Raw genomic sequence first — 16,218 nt, forward strand, 5'->3', positions numbered from 1 at the left:
GGCCGGTTCCCCTGCCGGCCCCGCCGGTTCCCCTTTCGTCCCGGCGGGTCCCGGGCCGTCCCGGCCGGTCCCGGGCCGGTCTCAGTGCCCGCCGGTCGCCTCCAGCACGAAGACCGGGATCTCCCGCGAGGTCTTCTCCTGGTACTCGGCGTACGGCGGGAACGCGGCGACGGCCCGCTCCCACCACTCGGCCTTCTCCTCGCCGGTGACCTCACGGGCCGTCATGTCCTGCTTCACCGGGCCGTCCTGCAGCTCGACCCGCGGGTCGGCCAGCAGGTTGAAGTACCAGAACGGGTGCTTGGGCGCGCCGCCCTGCGAGGCCACCACGGCGTAACGCCCCTCGTGCTCCACCCGCATGAGCGGCGTCTTGCGGATCCGGCCACTGCGCGCACCGCGCGTGGTCAGCACGATGACGGGCAGCCCCGTGTCCATCAGCGTGGTTCCCTCGGTCCCGCCGGACTTCTCGTACAACTCCACCTGTTCCCGCACCCACGCGGCGGGGCTGGGCTCGTACTCGCCCTCCAGAGGCATGACGTCCGTCCTCTCCTGATCCGTCGGTCCTGATCCGTCGGTCCTGTTCCGTCGGCCGGTGATCCGCTGGTTCTGATCCGTCGGTCCTGATGCCTGCCCGGCGGGTCCCCGGTCGTCCGCCGTGCTGCAACACCGGCGCACGGACGATTCATCCCTACCGCGTTCCCCCTCGCCCATGCCCGGCCCGTGCCGTCGTCTCGGGGGACAGGGCGGGAATCCGGCCGATGGTCACAGCGCCGTGGTGCCCGGCGGGATCCGGCAGGTGCCGGGGTCCCCCGGACGGCCGTATCACGCCAGGTGCCGCGCCGCACCGCACCGCGCGGGGCGGCCCGGTCCTGCGCCACCACGTCCTCCGCGGACGGTGCGGTCACCGCGCGGGCCCTCGGCCCGGCCCACCGCCCCGGGAGTCCGCCGACCAGGCCGTCCGCACCGCCCGCGCCCGGATCACGGCGCACGGCGCTGGCGGTGCGCCGGCCCGAGGACGGCGGCGGACAGGGGCGGCGGCACGGTGCGGGCGGACATGGCCGGATCGTGCGCCCAGGCCCGCTCGGGGACAATCGGACCATGAAGCGGAAGAGGCGCTTCCCGGCCAGATCCGGCAGATCGCCGATGTGGCCGAACTTCGCGTCGCCCTATAGATGCCCCAGGCATCTAATGAAGATCGGCACGACGCACCCTTCGTCTGCGAGGTCTTCCATGCCGGACCCGACCATCGAAACCCCCCGCACCGTCGAGACCCCCCACCCCGCCGGGACCGCCGACGCCGTGGCCTTCCCGCAGGACCGCACCTGCCCCTACCACCCGCCCACCGGCTACGGCCCCCTGCGCGAGACCCGCCCGCTCGCCCGCATCACCCTCTACGACGGCCGCCCGGCCTGGCTCGTCACCGGGCACGCCCTCGCCCGCGAACTGCTCGCCGACCCGCGCCTGTCCAGCGACCGCACGCGCGACGGATTCCCGGTGACCACCGCCCGTCTGGCGGGGGTGCGCGACCGCAGGACCGCCCTCCTCGGTGTCGACGACCCCGAGCACCGCACCCAGCGGCGCATGCTGATCCCGAGCTTCACCCTCAAGCGCGCCACCACCATGCGGCCCCGGATCCAGGGGATCGTCGACGGCCTGCTCGACCGGATGACCGACCAGGGGCCGCCCGCCGAACTCGTGCGGGACTTCGCCCTGCCCGTGCCCTCCATGGTGATCTGCGAACTGCTCGGCGTCCCCTACGCCGACCACGAGTTCTTCGAGGAGCAGTCCCGCCGGCTGCTGCGCGGCCCGGACGTGGCCGACGTGCTGGACGCGCGCGACCGGCTGGAGGCGTACCTGGGCGACCTCGTCGACCGCAAGCGCAAGGAACCGGGCGACGGGGTCCTGGACGACCTGGTCCAGCAGCGGCTCGGCGAGGGCGAACTGGACCGCGCCGAGGTCGTCTCCCTGGCGATCATCCTGCTCATCGCGGGCCACGAGACCACCGCCAACATGATCTCGCTGGGCACCTACACCCTCCTGCAGCACCCCGACCGGCTGGCCGAGCTGCGCGCCGACCCCGCGCTGCTGCCCGTCGCGGTCGAGGAACTGATGCGGATGCTCTCCATCGCCGACGGACTGCTGCGCCAGGCGGACCAGGACATCGAGGTGGCGGGCACCACCATCAAAGCCGGGGACGGCGTGATCTTCTCGACCTCCGTCATCAACCGCGACCGGTCCCTCTACGAGGCCCCGGACGAGCTGGACTTCCACCGGCCCGCCCGCCACCACGTCGCCTTCGGCTTCGGCATCCACCAGTGCCTCGGCCAGAACCTCGCCCGCACCGAACTGGAGATCGCCCTCGGCTCCCTGTTCGCCCGGCTGCCCGGACTGCGGCTGGCCGCCCCGCCGCAGGAGATCCCCTTCAAACCCGGCGACACGATCCAAGGAATGCTGGAACTCCCCGTGACCTGGTAAGAGGCTGCTCCCATGCGCATCGACATCGACAAGGACCGCTGCATCGGCGCCGGCCAGTGCGCCCTGGCCGCCCCGGGTGTGTTCACCCAGGACGACGACGGCTTCAGCACCCTGCTGCCCGGCCGGGAGGACGGCGGCGGCGACCCCATGGTCAGGGAGGCCGCGCGGGCCTGCCCCGTCGCGGCGATCACCGTGACCGAGAAGGACGGCGCCCAGCCCCTGGGGTGAGGGGGACGACAGGGCCGGGGAAGCCGGGCCGGGGCAGGCCGCGGCCCGCCCCGGCCGTGCGGCGGTAGGGTGCCGCGGGTGACCGAACCGGCCGGGGAGACACCCGCGAAACCCTTCCTCTACGTCGTCGTCTGCGCCGCCGGCGTCGCCGTGGGCGTCGGCACCCTGGTCGCCGCCGCCCGAGCGCGCGGCTGGGCGGTGGGCGTGATCGCGACGCCCACCGCCATGGGCGGTTTCTTCGACACCGAGGACGTCCGGGAACGCACCGGCCGCCCCGTCCGCTCCCGGTGGCGCACCCCGGCCGACCCGCGCCCCTTCCCGCCGCCGGACGCCGTGGCCGTCGCGCCCGCCACCTTCAACACGGTCAACAAGTGGGCGGCGGGCATCGCCGACACCCTCGCCGTGGCCACCCTGTGCGAGGCCCACGGCCTCGGCGTCCCGGTCGCCGTCCTGCCCTGCGTGGCCGACGCGCTGGCCGTCCACCCCGCCTACCGTGACAGTCTGGCCCGCCTGCGCGGCATGGGCGTGCGCATCGGCGACCGGTACACCGGCGCACCCCGCGAGGACGGCACCCGGCCGGACTTCGGCTGGGAACAGGCCCTCGACCTGCTCGACGCGGACCGGCCGCGGCCCTGACCTCCCGCGCCCCCCGGCCCGGCCCGCCACGACCGCCGCCCGCGTCCGGCATCCGGCCCGGCCGACCGTCATGATCGGATGCGGCCTACGCTCTCCCTGGCAACCACCCGAAGACGGGAGCAGCAACGATGCAGTACGTGAAACTCGGTTCGACGGGCCTGGACGTGTCGCGGATCTGTCTGGGCTGCATGACCTACGGTGTGCCCGAGCGCGGCACGCACGAGTGGACCCTCGACGAAGAGACGTCCCGGCCGCTGATCCGGCAGGCGCTGGAGGCCGGGATCACCTTCTTCGACACGGCCAACGTCTACTCCGACGGCACCAGCGAGGAGATCGTCGGCCGGGCCCTGCGGGACTTCGCCCGCCGTGACGACATCGTGCTCGCCACCAAGGTGCACGGCCGGATGCGGCCCGGACCCAACGGCGCCGGCCTGTCCCGCAAGGCGATCATGACGGAGATCGACCACAGCCTGCGCCGCCTCGGCACCGAATACGTCGACCTCTACCAGATCCACCGCTGGGACCCGCACACGCCGGTCGAGGAGACGATGGAGGCGCTGCACGACCTGGTCAGGGCGGGAAAGGTGCGCTACATCGGGGCGAGTTCGATGTACGCCTGGCAGTTCTCCAAGGCCCAGTACACCGCGCAGGCGCACGGCTGGACCCGCTTCGTCTCCATGCAGAACCACTACAACCTCCTCTACCGCGAGGAGGAGCGCGAGATGCTGCCGCTCTGCGCGGACCAGGGCGTCGGCGTCCTGCCCTGGAGCCCGCTCGCCCGCGGCCGCCTCACCCGGGACTGGGGCACCGAGACCGGGCGCAGCGCCACCGACAACTTCGGCAGCACCCTCTACCCGGAGGGCGACCGGGCCATCGTGGAGGCCGTCACCCGCATCGCCGCCGAGCGCGGTGTCCCGCGCGCCCAGGTGGCGCTCGCCTGGCTGCTCCACCAGGACACGGTGACGGCGCCGATCGTCGGCGCGGCCCGGCCCGGGCACCTGGAGGACGCGGTCGCCGCGGTCGGACTCGAACTGAGCGACAAGGAACTCGACGAACTGGCGCGCCCCTACACCCCGCACGAGGTCAGCGGCCACTGAGCGGCGCCGCCCGGCGGATTCAGCGGTGCCGGGGCGGCCGGTGCGGGTGCGGGGGTTCGCCGTGCGGGGGCTCCGGGGGCGGCGGTCCGGGGCGGTCCGGCCCCCGGTGGCCCGGCTCGCCGTGCGGCGGTCCCGGGTGCGGCGGCGGGGGCGGCGGCAGCGTCGTGAGGTCCGGTGCGGCTTCCGGCCACACCAGCAGCACCGGGCACGGTGCGTGGTCGACGACGAACCGCACGGCGGGCCCCAGACTGCGCGGCCCGAGCCGGTCGCGGTCGCCGTCACGGGCCAGCACCAGCAGGTCGGCGTCCCCGGCGGCGGCCACCACCTCGCGCTCGGCCCGCCCCGCCCGCTCCAGCCGGGTGCACGGCCGCCCGAGCCGGGCCGCCGCCGCCTCCAGCAGCCCGGCCGCCGACGCCCCGCCGAGGTCGGCCAGCCGGTCCCCCGGATCCCGCTCCGGATGCCCCCGGCCGAGCAGCCCGGCGAACGCACCGTGCGCCACGGCCGGGACCTCGGCCCCGCTGACGTGCAGCAGCACCACCTCCGACGAGTCCGGCGCATGGCCGCGCACGGCGTCCACGCAGGCGGGCCAGGTGCCCTCGACGAGCCAGGCGATCACACGCATACGACGGCCTCCTCAGCCGTTCGGGTGTCTCACAGGATCTGCAGCGCCCCCCACAGTGCCACCACCGCGGGCACCAGCGTGGCCGGCACGGCCAGCACACCCAGGCGGGTGAACTCCTTGAGGTCCACCTCGTGTTCGTGCTGGTGCACGATCCGCCGCCACAGCAGGGTCGCCAGCGAACCGGCGTACGTCAGGTTGGGGCCGAGGTTGACGCCGAGGAGCACGGCGAGGACCGCGCCCGGCCCGGCCGGGGCGGTCAGCGGCAGCAGGACCAGGACCGCCGGGAGGTTGTTGATCAGGTTGGCCAGGAGCCCCGCGAGCGCGGCGATCCCGAGCAGCGCGGGAAGGCCCGTGCCACCGGGCAGCAGGTGCCCGAGCGCGTCGGCGAGCCCGTTGTCGACCACCGCACGGACCACGATCCCGAGCGCCAGGACGAACGCCAGGAAGGCCGGCGCCGCCGCCCGCACCACGGTCAGCGGCGTGGCCCGGCGCCGCACCAGCGCCCGCCCGGCCAGCACCAGCGCCCCGGCCAGCGCCGCCCAGGCCGGTTCGACGCCGAACGTGGACGTCACCACGAACCCGGCCAGCGTGCAGGCCACGGTGACCAGAGCGAACACCGGGAACGCCGGGGCCTCGCCGGTGTCCGGGGCGGGCGCCGAGGCCGCCAGGTCACGGGCGAAGAATCCGCGGAAGACCACGTACTCGGCGGCGATCGCCACCAGCCACGGCAGCGCCATCAGCGCGGCGAACCGGGTGAAGCTCAGCCCGCTCGCCGCGAACGCCAGCAGGTTGGTCAGATTGGAGACCGGCAGGAGCAGCGAGGCCGTGTTGGACAGGTGGGTGCAGGCGTACACGTGCGGCTTGGGCCGCACGCCCGTGCGCGCCGCGGTGGCGAACACGACCGGGGTCAGCAGCACGATCGTGGCGTCCAGGCTGAGCACGGCCGTGATCGCCGACGCCAGCGCGAACACCGCCGTCAGCAGCCGCACCGGACGGCCCCGCGCCCGGCGGGCCATCCACGCCCCGCACGCCTGGAACAGCCCCTCGACGTCGCAGAAGTGGGCGAGGACCAGCACCGCCGCCAGGAACCCGACCACCGGACCCAGCTGCTGCGCCTCCTCGCGCGCGTGGCCGAGCGAGATCGCCCCGGTGGCGACGGCCACGCAGGCCGCGGGGACGGCGAGCGCCGCCTCCGGCCAGCCGAAGGGCCGCACCACGGCCCAGGCGAGGACGGCGACGAGCAGGACGACGGACAGTGTCTCTGCGAACGCGGTGTTCAGGGCTCGGTCCTCCGGAGGCGGTCAGCGGTGCTCGCACATCAAAGCAAACCCGCGTGTCAGCTCCGCGCGCACGTGCGGGGTCCCGGGCGGACCGGGGACCGGCGGGCGGCGGCTCAGGGGCCGGTGCCGGGGCCGAGGACCGTCAGGAACACCGAGGACGAGTTCCCGCCCACCGGGACCCGGCCGGCCGTCCACCGCACCGTGAGGTGGTCGCGTTCGTCGGGCGGGGTGATGATCAGCGCCGCCGGCGAGGCGGTCCTCGCCTCGCTCACCTCGGGGTTGGAGAACGTCAGGCCGGCCCACGCACTCTGCCCGGGGCGCAGCGTCACGGTGGCGGGCGAGCCCGTCTCGCGCCTGGGGTCCGGGCCCAGCTGCCTGCCGGCGGCGTCCACGAAGGCGGCGCCCGGATAACCGTGCACCGTGCAGGTGCGGCCGGAGGTGTTGGTGAGCACCACGGGGAAGTTCTCCTGTCCGGCGCCCGGGTCGTTCCGGCCCACCGCCGCCCTCAGCTGCGAGGTGTGACAGCGGGTGCTGCGCGCCGTCGTGCCCGTCGCGTTCCCCTCGCGCGTGCCCGTGCCGCGGCCCGGGGCGGCGGTGGCGGGGGAGGAGCCCGGCCGGGTGGCGGCGGTGCCGCCAGGCGCGGAGGTGGCGGTGCCGGGGGTGTCGCTCGTGACGGGCGCCGCGCCGCTCGTGCCGCCGCCGGTCGCGGGCGCGGCGGGGCCCGGTACCTTCTGCGGACCGGCCGACGTGCCGTCCGCGCTGCCGCAGGCGGTCAGCAGACCCAGTACGGCCACCGAACCGGCGAGCAGGGCACCGCGGCGGTGGGCAGGGGACGTGTGCGCCATGTTCCACGCTCCTCGTCTTCGTCGCACGCGCTCGGGGCGTGCGTCCGGCGCCTGGTGCGCCGACATGAGGTCCGATGCGCGGACCGGGCGGAAAGTTCGCGGTTCCGGGGAATTCCTCCCGAAGCGTTCTTCCCCTTGCCGGCCCGCGCCACGTTCACTCGTACGGGGTCAGGTGACCCGCAGGGAGCGGACTATGCGGTCGGTCGCCTCGTCGCCGTCGCGCTGCCGGATCTGCACGTACACCCGGGGCGGGCGGGCGGAGCCGGCCGGGGCCAGCGCCGCCTCGGTGAGCCGGCTCCCGCCGGGGCAGTCGCTCCAGGTGCGCATCCGGCCGTGCCACCGGTCACCCGTGTAGGCCCGGCTCCCCTCGTAGCGGCAGCCGGGATGGTCCACGGCGTCCACCCGGGCGGTGACGTCGCCCGGCCCGCTCAGCCCGACGAACACGCCGCGCACCCCGGTGCCGAGATCCTGCCACCGCGCCAGGTCGTCGGCCACGGCGAGCCCCGGCTCGTGCCCGGCGGGCAGCCCCAGCGACCGCGGGTCCCAGCCGGAGTCCCGCAGCTGCCGCCCCCAGCCGTCCGGCACCCGCAGCTCGATGCGGCCGGTGGCGTCCGTCACCCGCACCCCGGACGGGGCCGCCGGCCGCAGCACCAGCGCCAGGGCGACGCCCGCGGCGGCGAGGACAGCCACGACGGCCGCCGCCACGGCCGCCCGCCGCCCGCGCCACGCAAGGCGCCCGCGCGGCCGGGCGGCCGGTGGCTCCGCCCGCCCCGCCTCCGCCGCCACGGCGGCCCCGTCCGCCCCGTCCGTCGCCCCCGCCGTCGTCGCAGCCGCCCGCTCCAGTTCCCGGGCGAACGCCTCGGCGCTCGGCCAGCGCCGCTCACGGTCCGGTTCCAGCGCGCGCAGGAGCGTGCGCGCCACCCCCGCGTCCAGACCGGGCCGCAGCCGCCGCGGCGGCACGATCCTGCCCGGCGCGCCGGGAACCGTGCCCGTGACCAGCTCGTAGCCGACCGCGCCCAGGCTGTAGACGTCGGCCCGCGCGTCGATGCCCGCGCCCGGTTCCGCCTGCTCGGGCGGCCGGTACCCGGCCGAACCGGCGGCCAGGGTCAGCCCCGAGGCCTCGGCCAGGCTCTTGGCGAGCCCCAGGTCGGCGAGCAGCACCCGCCGGGTCCCGTCCGGCGCGGTGCGCAGCAGCACGTTGCTCGGCTTGATGTCCCGGTGCACGACGCCCGCCTCGTGCAGCGCCTGCGCGGCCCGGGCGGCCAGCGCGGTCAGCCGCAGTGCCTCGGCGAGCGGCAGCGGACCCGCGGCGAGCAGGTCGGCGAGGGTGCCGGCGTCGGCGTACTCCATGACGAAGTACGGTCTGCCGTCGGGCAGTTCTCCGATGTCGTGGACCTGTACCACGCGCGGCGAGGCCGCCTTGCGCAGCAGCCGGGCCTCGGACAGGAACCGTTCCCGCACGTCCAGGCGGTGCGACCAGTTCTCGGCGAGGACCTTGACGGCGACCGGGGCGTCCAGTTCGTCGTCGTGGGCCAGCCACACCGTGCCGAAGGCGCCCGTACCCAGGCGCCGTTCGAGCCGGTAGCGGCCGATCCGTCCGACGGAGTGCATGGCACTATCATGCCTGCTGCGAGATCGACTCCGAGGAGGTCCGTCGTGCCCGATGCGGCGCCGACCGAAGAACTCGCCCGGCGGGCCGCGGCCGGCGACGGCGGGGCGCTGGAGGAACTGCTGCGGGAGATCCGCCCCGAGGTGGTGCGGCGCTGCGGGCGTTTCCTGCCCTGCCGGGAGGACGCGGAGGAGGCCGCGCAGGACGTGCTGCTCCAGCTCGCCCGGCGGATCACCGCCTTCGAGGGCCGCAGCCGGTTCAGCACCTGGCTCTACACGGTCGTCGCCAACTGCTGCCGCCAGAAGTACCGCGAGCTCAGGCGCCGCGCCGCCGAGCAGCCCGCCGCGATCGAACCGGCCCAGCACGTCGACCCGCGCACCACCAGTGTCATCGCGGGCTCCCGGATCGACCTCCTGGAGGCGCTGGAACGGCTGGAGCGGGAGCACCCCCATCTGGTGGCGCCGCTGGTGTACCGGGACATCTGCCGGCTGGACTACGCCGAGGCCGCCGAACGGGCGGGGATCCCGCTGGGCACGCTGAAGTCGCGGCTGCACGCGGCGCGCCGCCAGGTCAGGCCCTGGCTGTCGGACGACGTGCCGGACACGCCCTGAAGACGACGGGCCGGAGACGGGCCGGACACGCCCTGGACCGGCACCGGCCACCCGCGCCCCGCACCGGCCACCCGGCACCGGCCGTCTCCGGCCGCGCGGGCCGTCGGTCTCGCCGGGCACCCGGTCACCTGCGCCGCCCGCTGGCCGGCCGCGTCCCACCGGATCCCGGGCCGCCCTCGGCCCGCTCGTCACTTCTCACTCGTCGTCGAGCAGGCTCAGCTCGGCCCAGATCGTCTTGCCCTCGGTGGTGTGCCTGCTTCCCCAGCCCCGGGTGAGCTGGGCGACCAGCAGCAGTCCGCGTCCCCCCTCGTCCCACGTCTTGGCCCGGCGCAGGTGCGGGGCGGTGCTGCTGGTGTCGGAGACCTCGCAGATCAGGTGCGTGTCGTCATGGATGAGGCGCAGCCTGATCGGCGGGGTGCCGTACCGGATGGCGTTGGTGACCAGCTCGCTCACCACCAGCTCGGCGGTGAACGCCGCCACGCTCAGCCCCCACACCTCCAGCCGGTCGAGGACCTGCTTGCGGACCGGCGCCACCAGCGACGGGTCCGCCGGGATGTCCCAGGTGGCCACCTGGGACGGGGGCAGCCCCCGCGTGCGGGCGAGCAGCAGGGCCACGTCGTCCGACGGGCTGCCCGCGGGCAGCAGCGCGTGCAGCACGCGGTCGCAGGTCTCCTCCAGGGAGTCCCCCCGCTCGGCCAGCGTCTCGCGCAGCAGCCGGTGACCGTCCTCCACGTCCCGCTCACGGCTCTCCACCAGCCCGTCGGTGAAGAACGCCAGCACGCTGCCCTCGGCCAGATCCAGCTCGGCCGACTCGAACGGCAGCCCGCCCAGGCCCAGCGGAGGGCCGGGCGGCAGCTCGATCCCGCGGGGCGGGCCGTCCGGCGGCACCAGCACCGGGGCGGGATGCCCCGCTCGGGCCAGCGTGCAGCGCCGTGAGACCGGGTCGTACACCGCGTACAGGCAGGTCGCGCCGACCTCGCCGGGGCGCCCCCGCTCCTCGCCGTCGGCCTCCGCGGACATCCGCGCGACCACGTCGTCGAGGTGGGTCAGCAGCTCGTCGGGGGCCAGGTCGATGTCCGCGAGGGTGCGCACGGCGGTGCGCAGCCGCCCCATGGTGGCCGAGGCGCCCACCCCGTGCCCGATGACGTCCCCGACGACCAGGGCGACCCGCATCCCGGACAGCGGGATCACGTCGAACCAGTCGCCGCCGACACCGGCCCGGGCCGCCGGGAGGTAGCGGGAGGCCGCCGTCACGGCGGCCGTGCGCGCCAGGGTGCGCGGCAGCAGACTGCGCTGCAGGGCGAGGGCCGTCTCGCGTTCGCGGGAGTAGCGGCGGGCGTTGTCGATGCAGACGGCGGCCCGTGCCGTGACCTCCTCGGCCAGCAGCACGTCGTCGGGCAGGAACCGGGCGGTCTGCGCGAACCGGGTGAAGACGGCGACCCCGAGCGTCACGCCCCGGGCACGGATCGGCACCGACATCGTGGAGTGGACGCCGAGCCGGCCGACGCGCCGGCTGCGCTCCGGGTTCCACGCCAGCCACTTCTCCAGGTCGCCCGAGTTCTCGGACACCACGATCGCGTGCCCCGACAGCAGGGAGGCGCCCTGCGGCGAGGCGGCCGGGTAGACCTCGCTCTGCCCGAGAGGGGTCACCGCCTCGGGCTCGCCCGGTGTGACCGAGCGGTGCGCGACGCGCCGCAGCGCGGCCGGCACGCTCAGCGTGCCGATGGGCAGTTCACCGCCGTGCCCGGGCGGATCCACCAGGTCGACGCTGACGAAGTCGGCGAGCGCGGGGACGCAGACGTCGGCGAGTTCCTGCGCCGTCCGGGTGACGTCAAGGGTCGTGCCGATGCGCACGCTGGCCTCGTTCACCAGGTGCAGCCGCTCGCGGGCCCGGTACTGCTCGGTGAAGTCGTGGGCGGCGACGCACACGCCGCGCACCCGGCCGGAGGGGTCGGTGACCGGGGACATGCGGGCCATCCAGGCGCTCACCCGTCCGTCGCCGCCGACCGGCGCGTACGTCCGCACGTCGTGCCCGCGGCCGGTGTGCAGGACCTGGAGCATGTGCCGTTCGACGTCCTCGCTCTGCGGTCCGCCGCCGATCTCGGACAGCCGCAGCCCCCGCAGCCGCTCCCCGCGGACGCCGAGCACCTCGGCCATGGCGTCGTTGACCGCGCGCAGCCGCAGCCGTTCGTCGTAGACCGCGACGGCGCACGGGGACTGGACGAGCTCCACCCGCGCCAGCGGATCGTCCGGTGCCTCGCGGTCGCCGCCCTCCAGCGGGGTGACCACCAGCCAGTCGCCGCCGTCCCGCGCGTGCCGGTGGTGTGCCAGCACCCAGACGGACACGGCGTGCCCCTCGCGGTGGCGCAGGCTGAGCGTGCCGTTCCAGCGGTGTCCCGCGGGCAGGGCGGTCGGCACGCCGTCCGCGAGCAGGTTCGCGGCAGGCCTGGCCAGAACCTCGTCCGGCGCCCAGCCGAGCAGCCGGCGGGCGCCCTCGTTCCACTCGACGAGGTCGCCGTGTTCGTCGACGACGGCCCGCGCCGTGGCGGCGTCGTCGACCGGATGGACCGGACTCATCCTCGTCACTCCATCGCGCACACTCACAGTGATCAGGTGTGTCACTCGCGTTCCAGCGTAGTGCGTACCGGCTCCGTGCGGTCGGCCGCCCCCGGCAAGGGCCGAGAAGGATCCGTGAAGACGGGGACCGGTGGGCGCGGGTGCGGGACGGCCGCCCCGGTCGGGGACGGACGATGAACACTCCGCGGACCGGTCACCCTCGGGGGTGGGGTCAAGGACCGTCACCGCGAAGGGCGCCTCGCCCCGGAACAGGACGACCGCGGCGTCGCCGTTGACACGGCGGTGGCTCATGCGCAGGCCGCGGGGACCCGCGCCGGGCGGCGTAGGCCGGCGAGGAGCCTGGCGGCCTTGCCCCGCGTGCGCCGGCCGCGCCCCGGCGGCCTCGCGCTGTCCGCCGCGCTCCGGCCTTGGTACCGCCTGAAACCGCCCTGACCTGGGGCTATTTACGCGCCAGTACCATCGCGGTACCGTAGGGGCCATGCCAGCGCTCAATGTGGAGTTCAGCGACCGCGAGCTAGAGGACCTGCGGCAGATCGCCAAGGAACGCGGTACGTCGATGAAGGCGCTCGTGCGCGAGGCCGCCGCCGCCGACATAGCCCGGCACCGCGCCCTGCAGGAGGGCGCCGAGGCCTTCCGCCGGTTCTTCTCCGCCCACGCCGAGGAATTCGCCGCCGCCTTCCCCGAGGACGAGCGGCCCGGCAGGAGCCAGGGACGGGCCGCCTGACCGATGACCCCCGTCCTCCACATCGACGTGCCCTGGCTGCTCCAGCGCCACGAGGAAGTGCTGCCGGACCAGCCCACCGTCAACGACTTCTCCGCCCTCGTGGCCGCCGTCGCCCGCCACCGCGTGGATCCGCCGCGCCTCGGCGTCGACTCCGACCCCGCCTGGCGGGCCGCCGCCCTGCTGCACACCCTCGCGGTGCTCAAACCGCTGCCGTCTGCCAACGCCCGTTTCGCCTGCGCGACCGCCGTGGCCTACATGTACGTCAGCGGCGTCGGCATCGACCCGCCCTACGGCGCCCTCGTCGACCTCGCCCGCGACCTGATGTCCGGCAAGACCGACGTCTACGGCGCCGCCGACCGGCTGCGCTCCTGGGAGATCTGACTCCCGCCGCCCGCTCACCGGCCGTCCTCCACCAGGTCGGCGGGACCGACGGTGCCCGGCGTGGCGTGGCCCGACAGGGCGAGGGTCAGGTCGAACTCGGCGAGCAGACAGCGGATCACGTGCTCCACACCGGCCCGGCCGTCCAGAGCGAGCCCGTAGACGTACGGCCGGCCCAGCAGCACCGCCCGCGCGCCGAGCGCGAGCGCCTTGAAGACGTCGTCGCCGGTGCGCACACCGCTGTCGAACAGGACCGTCAGCCGGTCACCGGCCGCCTCGGCCACCCGGGGCAGCGCGTCGGCGGCGGCGACCGAACCGGCCACCTGGCGCCCGCCGTGGTTGGACACCACCACGCCGTCCATCCCCGCCTCGGCGGCCAGGCGGGCGTCGTCCGGGTGCAGGACGCCCTTCAGGACGATCGGACCGTCCCAGTTGTCCCGCAGGAACGCCAGATCGGGCCAGGTCTTGCCGGGGTCGGCGAACATGCCGACGAACCGCAGCACCGCCGCGTCGAGGTCCTCGTGCACCGGCTTGGCCAGAGTGGACAGGAAGGCCGGGTCGGTGAAGTAGTTCGCGGTGCCCACCCCGCGCAGGAACGGCAGATACGCCTGGTCGAGGTCGCGGGGGCGCCACGCCAGCAGCGGGGTGTCGAGGGTGACGACGAGGACGCTGAAGCCGCAGGCCTTCGCCCGACGCAGGAAACTGCGGGTCACCTCGCGGTCCTTGGCCCAGTACAGCTGGAACCAGCGCTCGGCGTCCCCCATCGCCCGGGCGACCTCCTCCATGGGCGTGCTGGAGGCCGACGACAGGACGAACGGCACGCCCTGCGCCGCGGCCGCCAGGGCCGCGGCCGTCTCCGCGTCCGGGTGCATGATCGACAGCACCCCGACCGGGGCCAGTGCCACCGGCGCGGGCAGAGCGCGGCCCAGCACCCGAACCGACAGATCGCGCTCGCCCACGTCGCGCAGCATGCGCGGCACGATCCGGCGCCGCTCCAGGGCCGCCCGGTTGGCGCGCGCCGTGCTGCCGTCGCCCGCGGCGCCCGCCACATAGCCCACCGGGCCCGGCCCGAGCCGCTGCTGCGTCAGTGCCTCCAGGCGGCTCAGATCGGTGGGCAGCCGCGGCACCGCGCCCGTCATGCCGTTCAGGTAGATCTCGTACTGGAAATCCGCCCAGTGCTTCGCCATCCGCGCGTCCCGCCTTCCTCGCCGCCCCACCGCGTGCACCCGCCGACCATACGGGCGAGTAGGGACGGGGTCGACCCACGGGACGCGGTCCCCGCCGCGGGGACGGCGCCGGGCGCGCGGGTGAGCGGAGGGTGAACGGACGTGGTCGCCGACGGGGGACCGCGGAATGTTTCCGGACGATTGCGCAGCGGGGGTGATCAGGCCATCCGGCCGGACCCGGTGATCGTCAACCCCGTGGTACGGGGGTCGTCCGGCCGGAACTTGGTGACTTCACGCCACTGATTCAATACGCAAGGTTACCGAAACCGGTGGGTCCGATGTGAGTTTCGGCGCCGGACTCGGCAGACTCCCGCTCGCCGGTCCGGCACCGACCGTGTCGCGGCCGGCATCACCCTCGACCTCCTGCGGAAGGAAGCACACAATGCGGAACACCGCGCGCTGGGCCGTGACCCTCGGCCTGACGGCCACCGCCGTCTGCGGACCCCTCACCGGGGCCGCCCTCGCCACCCCGTCCCCCGTCCCCGCCTCCCTCTACGCCCCCTCGGCCCTGGTGCTGACCGTGGGCCACGGCGACAGCGCCGCCACCGCCGTGCCGGAGCGCGCCGTCACCCTCACCTGCGCCCCGACGGCCTCCGGTACGCACCCGGCCCCCCTCGACGCCTGCGCCGAGCTGCGTGCGGCGGGAGGCGACATGGAGACCCTGACGGGCGGCGGCGACGTGGTGTGCACCAAGGAGTACAACCCGGTGGTGGTCACCGCCGACGGCGTCTGGCAGGGCCGGCGCGTCTCCTTCCGGCACACCTTCGCCAACGAGTGCGCGAAGAACGCCTCCCTCACGAGCGTCTTCGCCTTCTGAGACCGGGATCGCGCGGCCCCCGCGCAGCACGAGGGTCCCGTGACTGGGGAGTGCGGGCCCGGCACGGGGACCGGGGCGATCCCGCCCAGGGGCCGGCGGGCGGAGTGGGGCCTCCCGCCGGCCCCTGCATCGCGGTGGGTCATCCGGACCCGTCCGGCGCGGCGCGGCCACGGCCTCCGGCCGCGCCGCCGGACGAGTCCGGAACCCGCTTGCGGTGACTGGTGTCGCACCACGGATAGCGGCGGCTGCGGCGGCAGGTGCACAGGGCGACCCGGAACCGGTCGGACACCACGGTGGTGCCGTCCTCCAGCTCCACCTCGACCGGGCCCTCCACGAGGATCGGGCCCTGCCGCTGCATCGTCACCCGGCGGGGCGGGCCGGCGGCCGGGACGCCGCCCGGCACCTCGTCACACGGGTCGTTCGGCACGGATGACCACCAGCTCTTCCCTCTCGTCGGCGGGCCCCAGCAGACCGTGGGCCCGCAGCCAGTCCTGCCGCCTGCGCAGCACCGGTCCCAGGCCGATCCAGCGGCGGCGCACCACGGCCGCCTTGAGACCGGCCGTACGCAGCAGTTCCAGGCTGCGACCCGGGTCGCTGAGCGCGGAGTGCACCATGAGCAGCACGCCCTCGGGCCGCAGCAGCGCGGGCGCGTCCCGGCAGATCCGGTCCAGCACCAGCCGGCCGTCGCGTCCGGCGTCCCAGGCGCGGGCCCTGCCCCGCGGGGCGTGCCCGGCCTGCGGGGCGGGCACGTAGGGCGGATTGGCCAGGATGAGGTCGAAGGTCCGGTCGCGCACCGGACCGAACAGGTTCCCGCGCAGGACGCGGACCGGCAGGCGGTTCAGCCGGGCGTTCACACGGGTGGTCCACACCGCCCGCCGTGACACGTCGACGGCGGTCACCCGGGCGCCGCGCCGCGCCGCCGCCAGCGCCAGGGCACCGCTGCCGGTGCCCACGTCGAGCACGGTGGCGGCCGGCCTCAGCGCCTCGTCGGCCAGGGCCTCGGCCAGCAGCGCGGTGTCGTCCTGGGGGGCGTACACGCCCGGTAGCAGAAGTCGGCTCACGCCACGCGAGTACCCCGTCGCCCCTTGAATAGTGC

The 16,218-nt window shown here is 75.2% G+C and carries 16 protein-coding genes and 1 pseudogene; 8 read left to right on the top strand and 9 right to left on the bottom strand.

Annotated features, from left to right (window positions below):
* Nucleotides 1–81: 81 nt before the first annotated feature.
* The gene (locus ABZ719_RS20295) at nt 82–531 is read right to left on the bottom strand and encodes a nitroreductase family deazaflavin-dependent oxidoreductase (protein WP_366726565.1); all 450 of its coding nucleotides are present in this window, start codon (nt 529–531) and stop codon (nt 82–84) included.
* A 696-nt stretch (nt 532–1,227) separates the two neighbouring features.
* On the opposite strand from ABZ719_RS20295, the gene ABZ719_RS20300 reads away from it, so the two are divergent.
* The 4 genes from ABZ719_RS20300 (at nt 1,228) to ABZ719_RS20315 (ending at nt 4,433) form a co-directional block, all read left to right on the top strand.
* A complete protein-coding gene (locus ABZ719_RS20300; protein WP_366726566.1) occupies nt 1,228–2,472 on the top strand; it encodes a cytochrome P450 in 1,245 nt (414 codons plus the stop codon).
* A gap of 12 nt (nt 2,473–2,484) precedes the next feature.
* A complete protein-coding gene (locus tag ABZ719_RS20305) occupies nt 2,485–2,700 on the top strand; it encodes a ferredoxin (protein ID WP_366726567.1) in 216 nt (71 codons plus the stop codon).
* 78 nt (nt 2,701–2,778) lie between these two features.
* Nucleotides 2,779–3,336, top strand: coding sequence for a flavoprotein (locus tag ABZ719_RS20310; RefSeq protein WP_366726568.1), 558 nt, complete (start codon nt 2,779–2,781; stop codon nt 3,334–3,336).
* A gap of 128 nt (nt 3,337–3,464) precedes the next feature.
* Nucleotides 3,465–4,433 carry an aldo/keto reductase gene (locus tag ABZ719_RS20315; RefSeq protein ID WP_366726569.1) on the top strand — a complete coding sequence of 323 codons (969 nt, stop codon included), beginning with the start codon at nt 3,465–3,467 and terminating at the stop codon, nt 4,431–4,433.
* 136 nt (nt 4,434–4,569) lie between these two features.
* Here ABZ719_RS20315 and ABZ719_RS20320 read toward each other — a convergent pair.
* The 4 genes and pseudogenes from ABZ719_RS20320 to ABZ719_RS20335 form a co-directional block, all read right to left on the bottom strand.
* Nucleotides 4,570–5,055: pseudogene (locus ABZ719_RS20320) on the bottom strand (universal stress protein); the annotation flags it as partial.
* A 29-nt stretch (nt 5,056–5,084) separates the two neighbouring features.
* Nucleotides 5,085–6,335: an SLC13 family permease gene (locus ABZ719_RS20325; protein ID WP_366726593.1), complete on the bottom strand. Its 1,251-nt coding sequence runs from the start codon at nt 6,333–6,335 to the stop codon at nt 5,085–5,087.
* A gap of 113 nt (nt 6,336–6,448) precedes the next feature.
* The gene (locus tag ABZ719_RS20330) at nt 6,449–7,180 is read right to left on the bottom strand and encodes a DUF4232 domain-containing protein (RefSeq protein WP_366726570.1); all 732 of its coding nucleotides are present in this window, start codon (nt 7,178–7,180) and stop codon (nt 6,449–6,451) included.
* Between the two features lie 168 nt (nt 7,181–7,348).
* Nucleotides 7,349–8,791, bottom strand: coding sequence for a serine/threonine-protein kinase (locus ABZ719_RS20335; RefSeq protein WP_366726571.1), 1,443 nt, complete (start codon nt 8,789–8,791; stop codon nt 7,349–7,351).
* A gap of 45 nt (nt 8,792–8,836) precedes the next feature.
* Here ABZ719_RS20335 and ABZ719_RS20340 point away from each other — a divergent pair, with 45 nt between their 5' ends.
* Nucleotides 8,837–9,400, top strand: coding sequence for an RNA polymerase sigma factor (locus ABZ719_RS20340; RefSeq protein WP_366726572.1), 564 nt, complete (start codon nt 8,837–8,839; stop codon nt 9,398–9,400).
* Nucleotides 9,401–9,595: 195 nt separating this feature from the next.
* On the opposite strand, the gene ABZ719_RS20345 is transcribed toward ABZ719_RS20340, so the two are convergent.
* Nucleotides 9,596–11,977 carry a SpoIIE family protein phosphatase gene (locus ABZ719_RS20345; RefSeq protein ID WP_366726573.1) on the bottom strand — a complete coding sequence of 794 codons (2,382 nt, stop codon included), beginning with the start codon at nt 11,975–11,977 and terminating at the stop codon, nt 9,596–9,598.
* A gap of 478 nt (nt 11,978–12,455) precedes the next feature.
* Here ABZ719_RS20345 and ABZ719_RS20350 point away from each other — a divergent pair, with 478 nt between their 5' ends.
* Together ABZ719_RS20350 and ABZ719_RS20355 are read left to right on the top strand one after the other, a co-directional pair.
* A complete protein-coding gene (locus ABZ719_RS20350; protein ID WP_037851141.1) occupies nt 12,456–12,701 on the top strand; it encodes a hypothetical protein in 246 nt (81 codons plus the stop codon).
* Nucleotides 12,702–12,704: 3 nt separating this feature from the next.
* Nucleotides 12,705–13,082: a toxin Doc gene (locus tag ABZ719_RS20355; RefSeq protein WP_037851140.1), complete on the top strand. Its 378-nt coding sequence runs from the start codon at nt 12,705–12,707 to the stop codon at nt 13,080–13,082.
* Between the two features lie 14 nt (nt 13,083–13,096).
* Here ABZ719_RS20355 and ABZ719_RS20360 read toward each other — a convergent pair whose 3' ends face one another.
* On the bottom strand, nt 13,097–14,266 hold the full coding sequence (locus tag ABZ719_RS20360; RefSeq protein ID WP_366726574.1) for a lactate 2-monooxygenase: 1,170 nt from the start codon (nt 14,264–14,266) through the stop codon (nt 13,097–13,099).
* Between the two features lie 421 nt (nt 14,267–14,687).
* On the opposite strand from ABZ719_RS20360, the gene ABZ719_RS20365 reads away from it, so the two are divergent.
* Complete coding sequence (locus tag ABZ719_RS20365; RefSeq protein ID WP_366726575.1) at nt 14,688–15,122, top strand: protease inhibitor; 435 nt, start codon at nt 14,688–14,690, stop codon at nt 15,120–15,122.
* Nucleotides 15,123–15,261: 139 nt separating this feature from the next.
* Here ABZ719_RS20365 and ABZ719_RS20370 read toward each other — a convergent pair whose 3' ends face one another.
* Nucleotides 15,262–15,480: a CDGSH iron-sulfur domain-containing protein gene (locus ABZ719_RS20370; RefSeq protein ID WP_366726594.1), complete on the bottom strand. Its 219-nt coding sequence runs from the start codon at nt 15,478–15,480 to the stop codon at nt 15,262–15,264.
* Nucleotides 15,481–15,529: 49 nt separating this feature from the next.
* Nucleotides 15,530–16,183 (bottom strand): HemK2/MTQ2 family protein methyltransferase, encoded by a 654-nt coding sequence (locus ABZ719_RS20375; protein WP_366726576.1) that lies wholly within the window; start codon nt 16,181–16,183, stop codon nt 15,530–15,532.
* Between the last annotated feature and the right edge of the window lie 35 nt (nt 16,184–16,218).

The organism is Streptomyces sp. NPDC006743 (assembly GCF_040703815.1).
Taxonomy (GTDB): domain Bacteria; phylum Actinomycetota; class Actinomycetes; order Streptomycetales; family Streptomycetaceae; genus Streptomyces.

Coding starts and splice junctions, on each gene's coding strand:
- ABZ719_RS20300 (WP_366726566.1), top strand. CDS start 1,228: ATGCCGGACCCGACCATCGAAACCCCCCGCACCGTCGAGACCCCCCAC.
- ABZ719_RS20355 (WP_037851140.1), top strand. CDS start 12,705: ATGACCCCCGTCCTCCACATCGACGTGCCCTGGCTGCTCCAGCGCCAC.
- ABZ719_RS20305 (WP_366726567.1), top strand. CDS start 2,485: ATGCGCATCGACATCGACAAGGACCGCTGCATCGGCGCCGGCCAGTGC.
- ABZ719_RS20315 (WP_366726569.1), top strand. CDS start 3,465: ATGCAGTACGTGAAACTCGGTTCGACGGGCCTGGACGTGTCGCGGATC.
- ABZ719_RS20345 (WP_366726573.1), bottom strand. CDS start 11,977: ATGAGTCCGGTCCATCCGGTCGACGACGCCGCCACGGCGCGGGCCGTC.
- ABZ719_RS20370 (WP_366726594.1), bottom strand. CDS start 15,480: ATGCAGCGGCAGGGCCCGATCCTCGTGGAGGGCCCGGTCGAGGTGGAG.
- ABZ719_RS20365 (WP_366726575.1), top strand. CDS start 14,688: ATGCGGAACACCGCGCGCTGGGCCGTGACCCTCGGCCTGACGGCCACC.
- ABZ719_RS20335 (WP_366726571.1), bottom strand. CDS start 8,791: ATGCACTCCGTCGGACGGATCGGCCGCTACCGGCTCGAACGGCGCCTG.
- ABZ719_RS20360 (WP_366726574.1), bottom strand. CDS start 14,266: ATGGCGAAGCACTGGGCGGATTTCCAGTACGAGATCTACCTGAACGGC.
- ABZ719_RS20295 (WP_366726565.1), bottom strand. CDS start 531: ATGCCTCTGGAGGGCGAGTACGAGCCCAGCCCCGCCGCGTGGGTGCGG.
- ABZ719_RS20350 (WP_037851141.1), top strand. CDS start 12,456: ATGCCAGCGCTCAATGTGGAGTTCAGCGACCGCGAGCTAGAGGACCTG.
- ABZ719_RS20330 (WP_366726570.1), bottom strand. CDS start 7,180: ATGGCGCACACGTCCCCTGCCCACCGCCGCGGTGCCCTGCTCGCCGGT.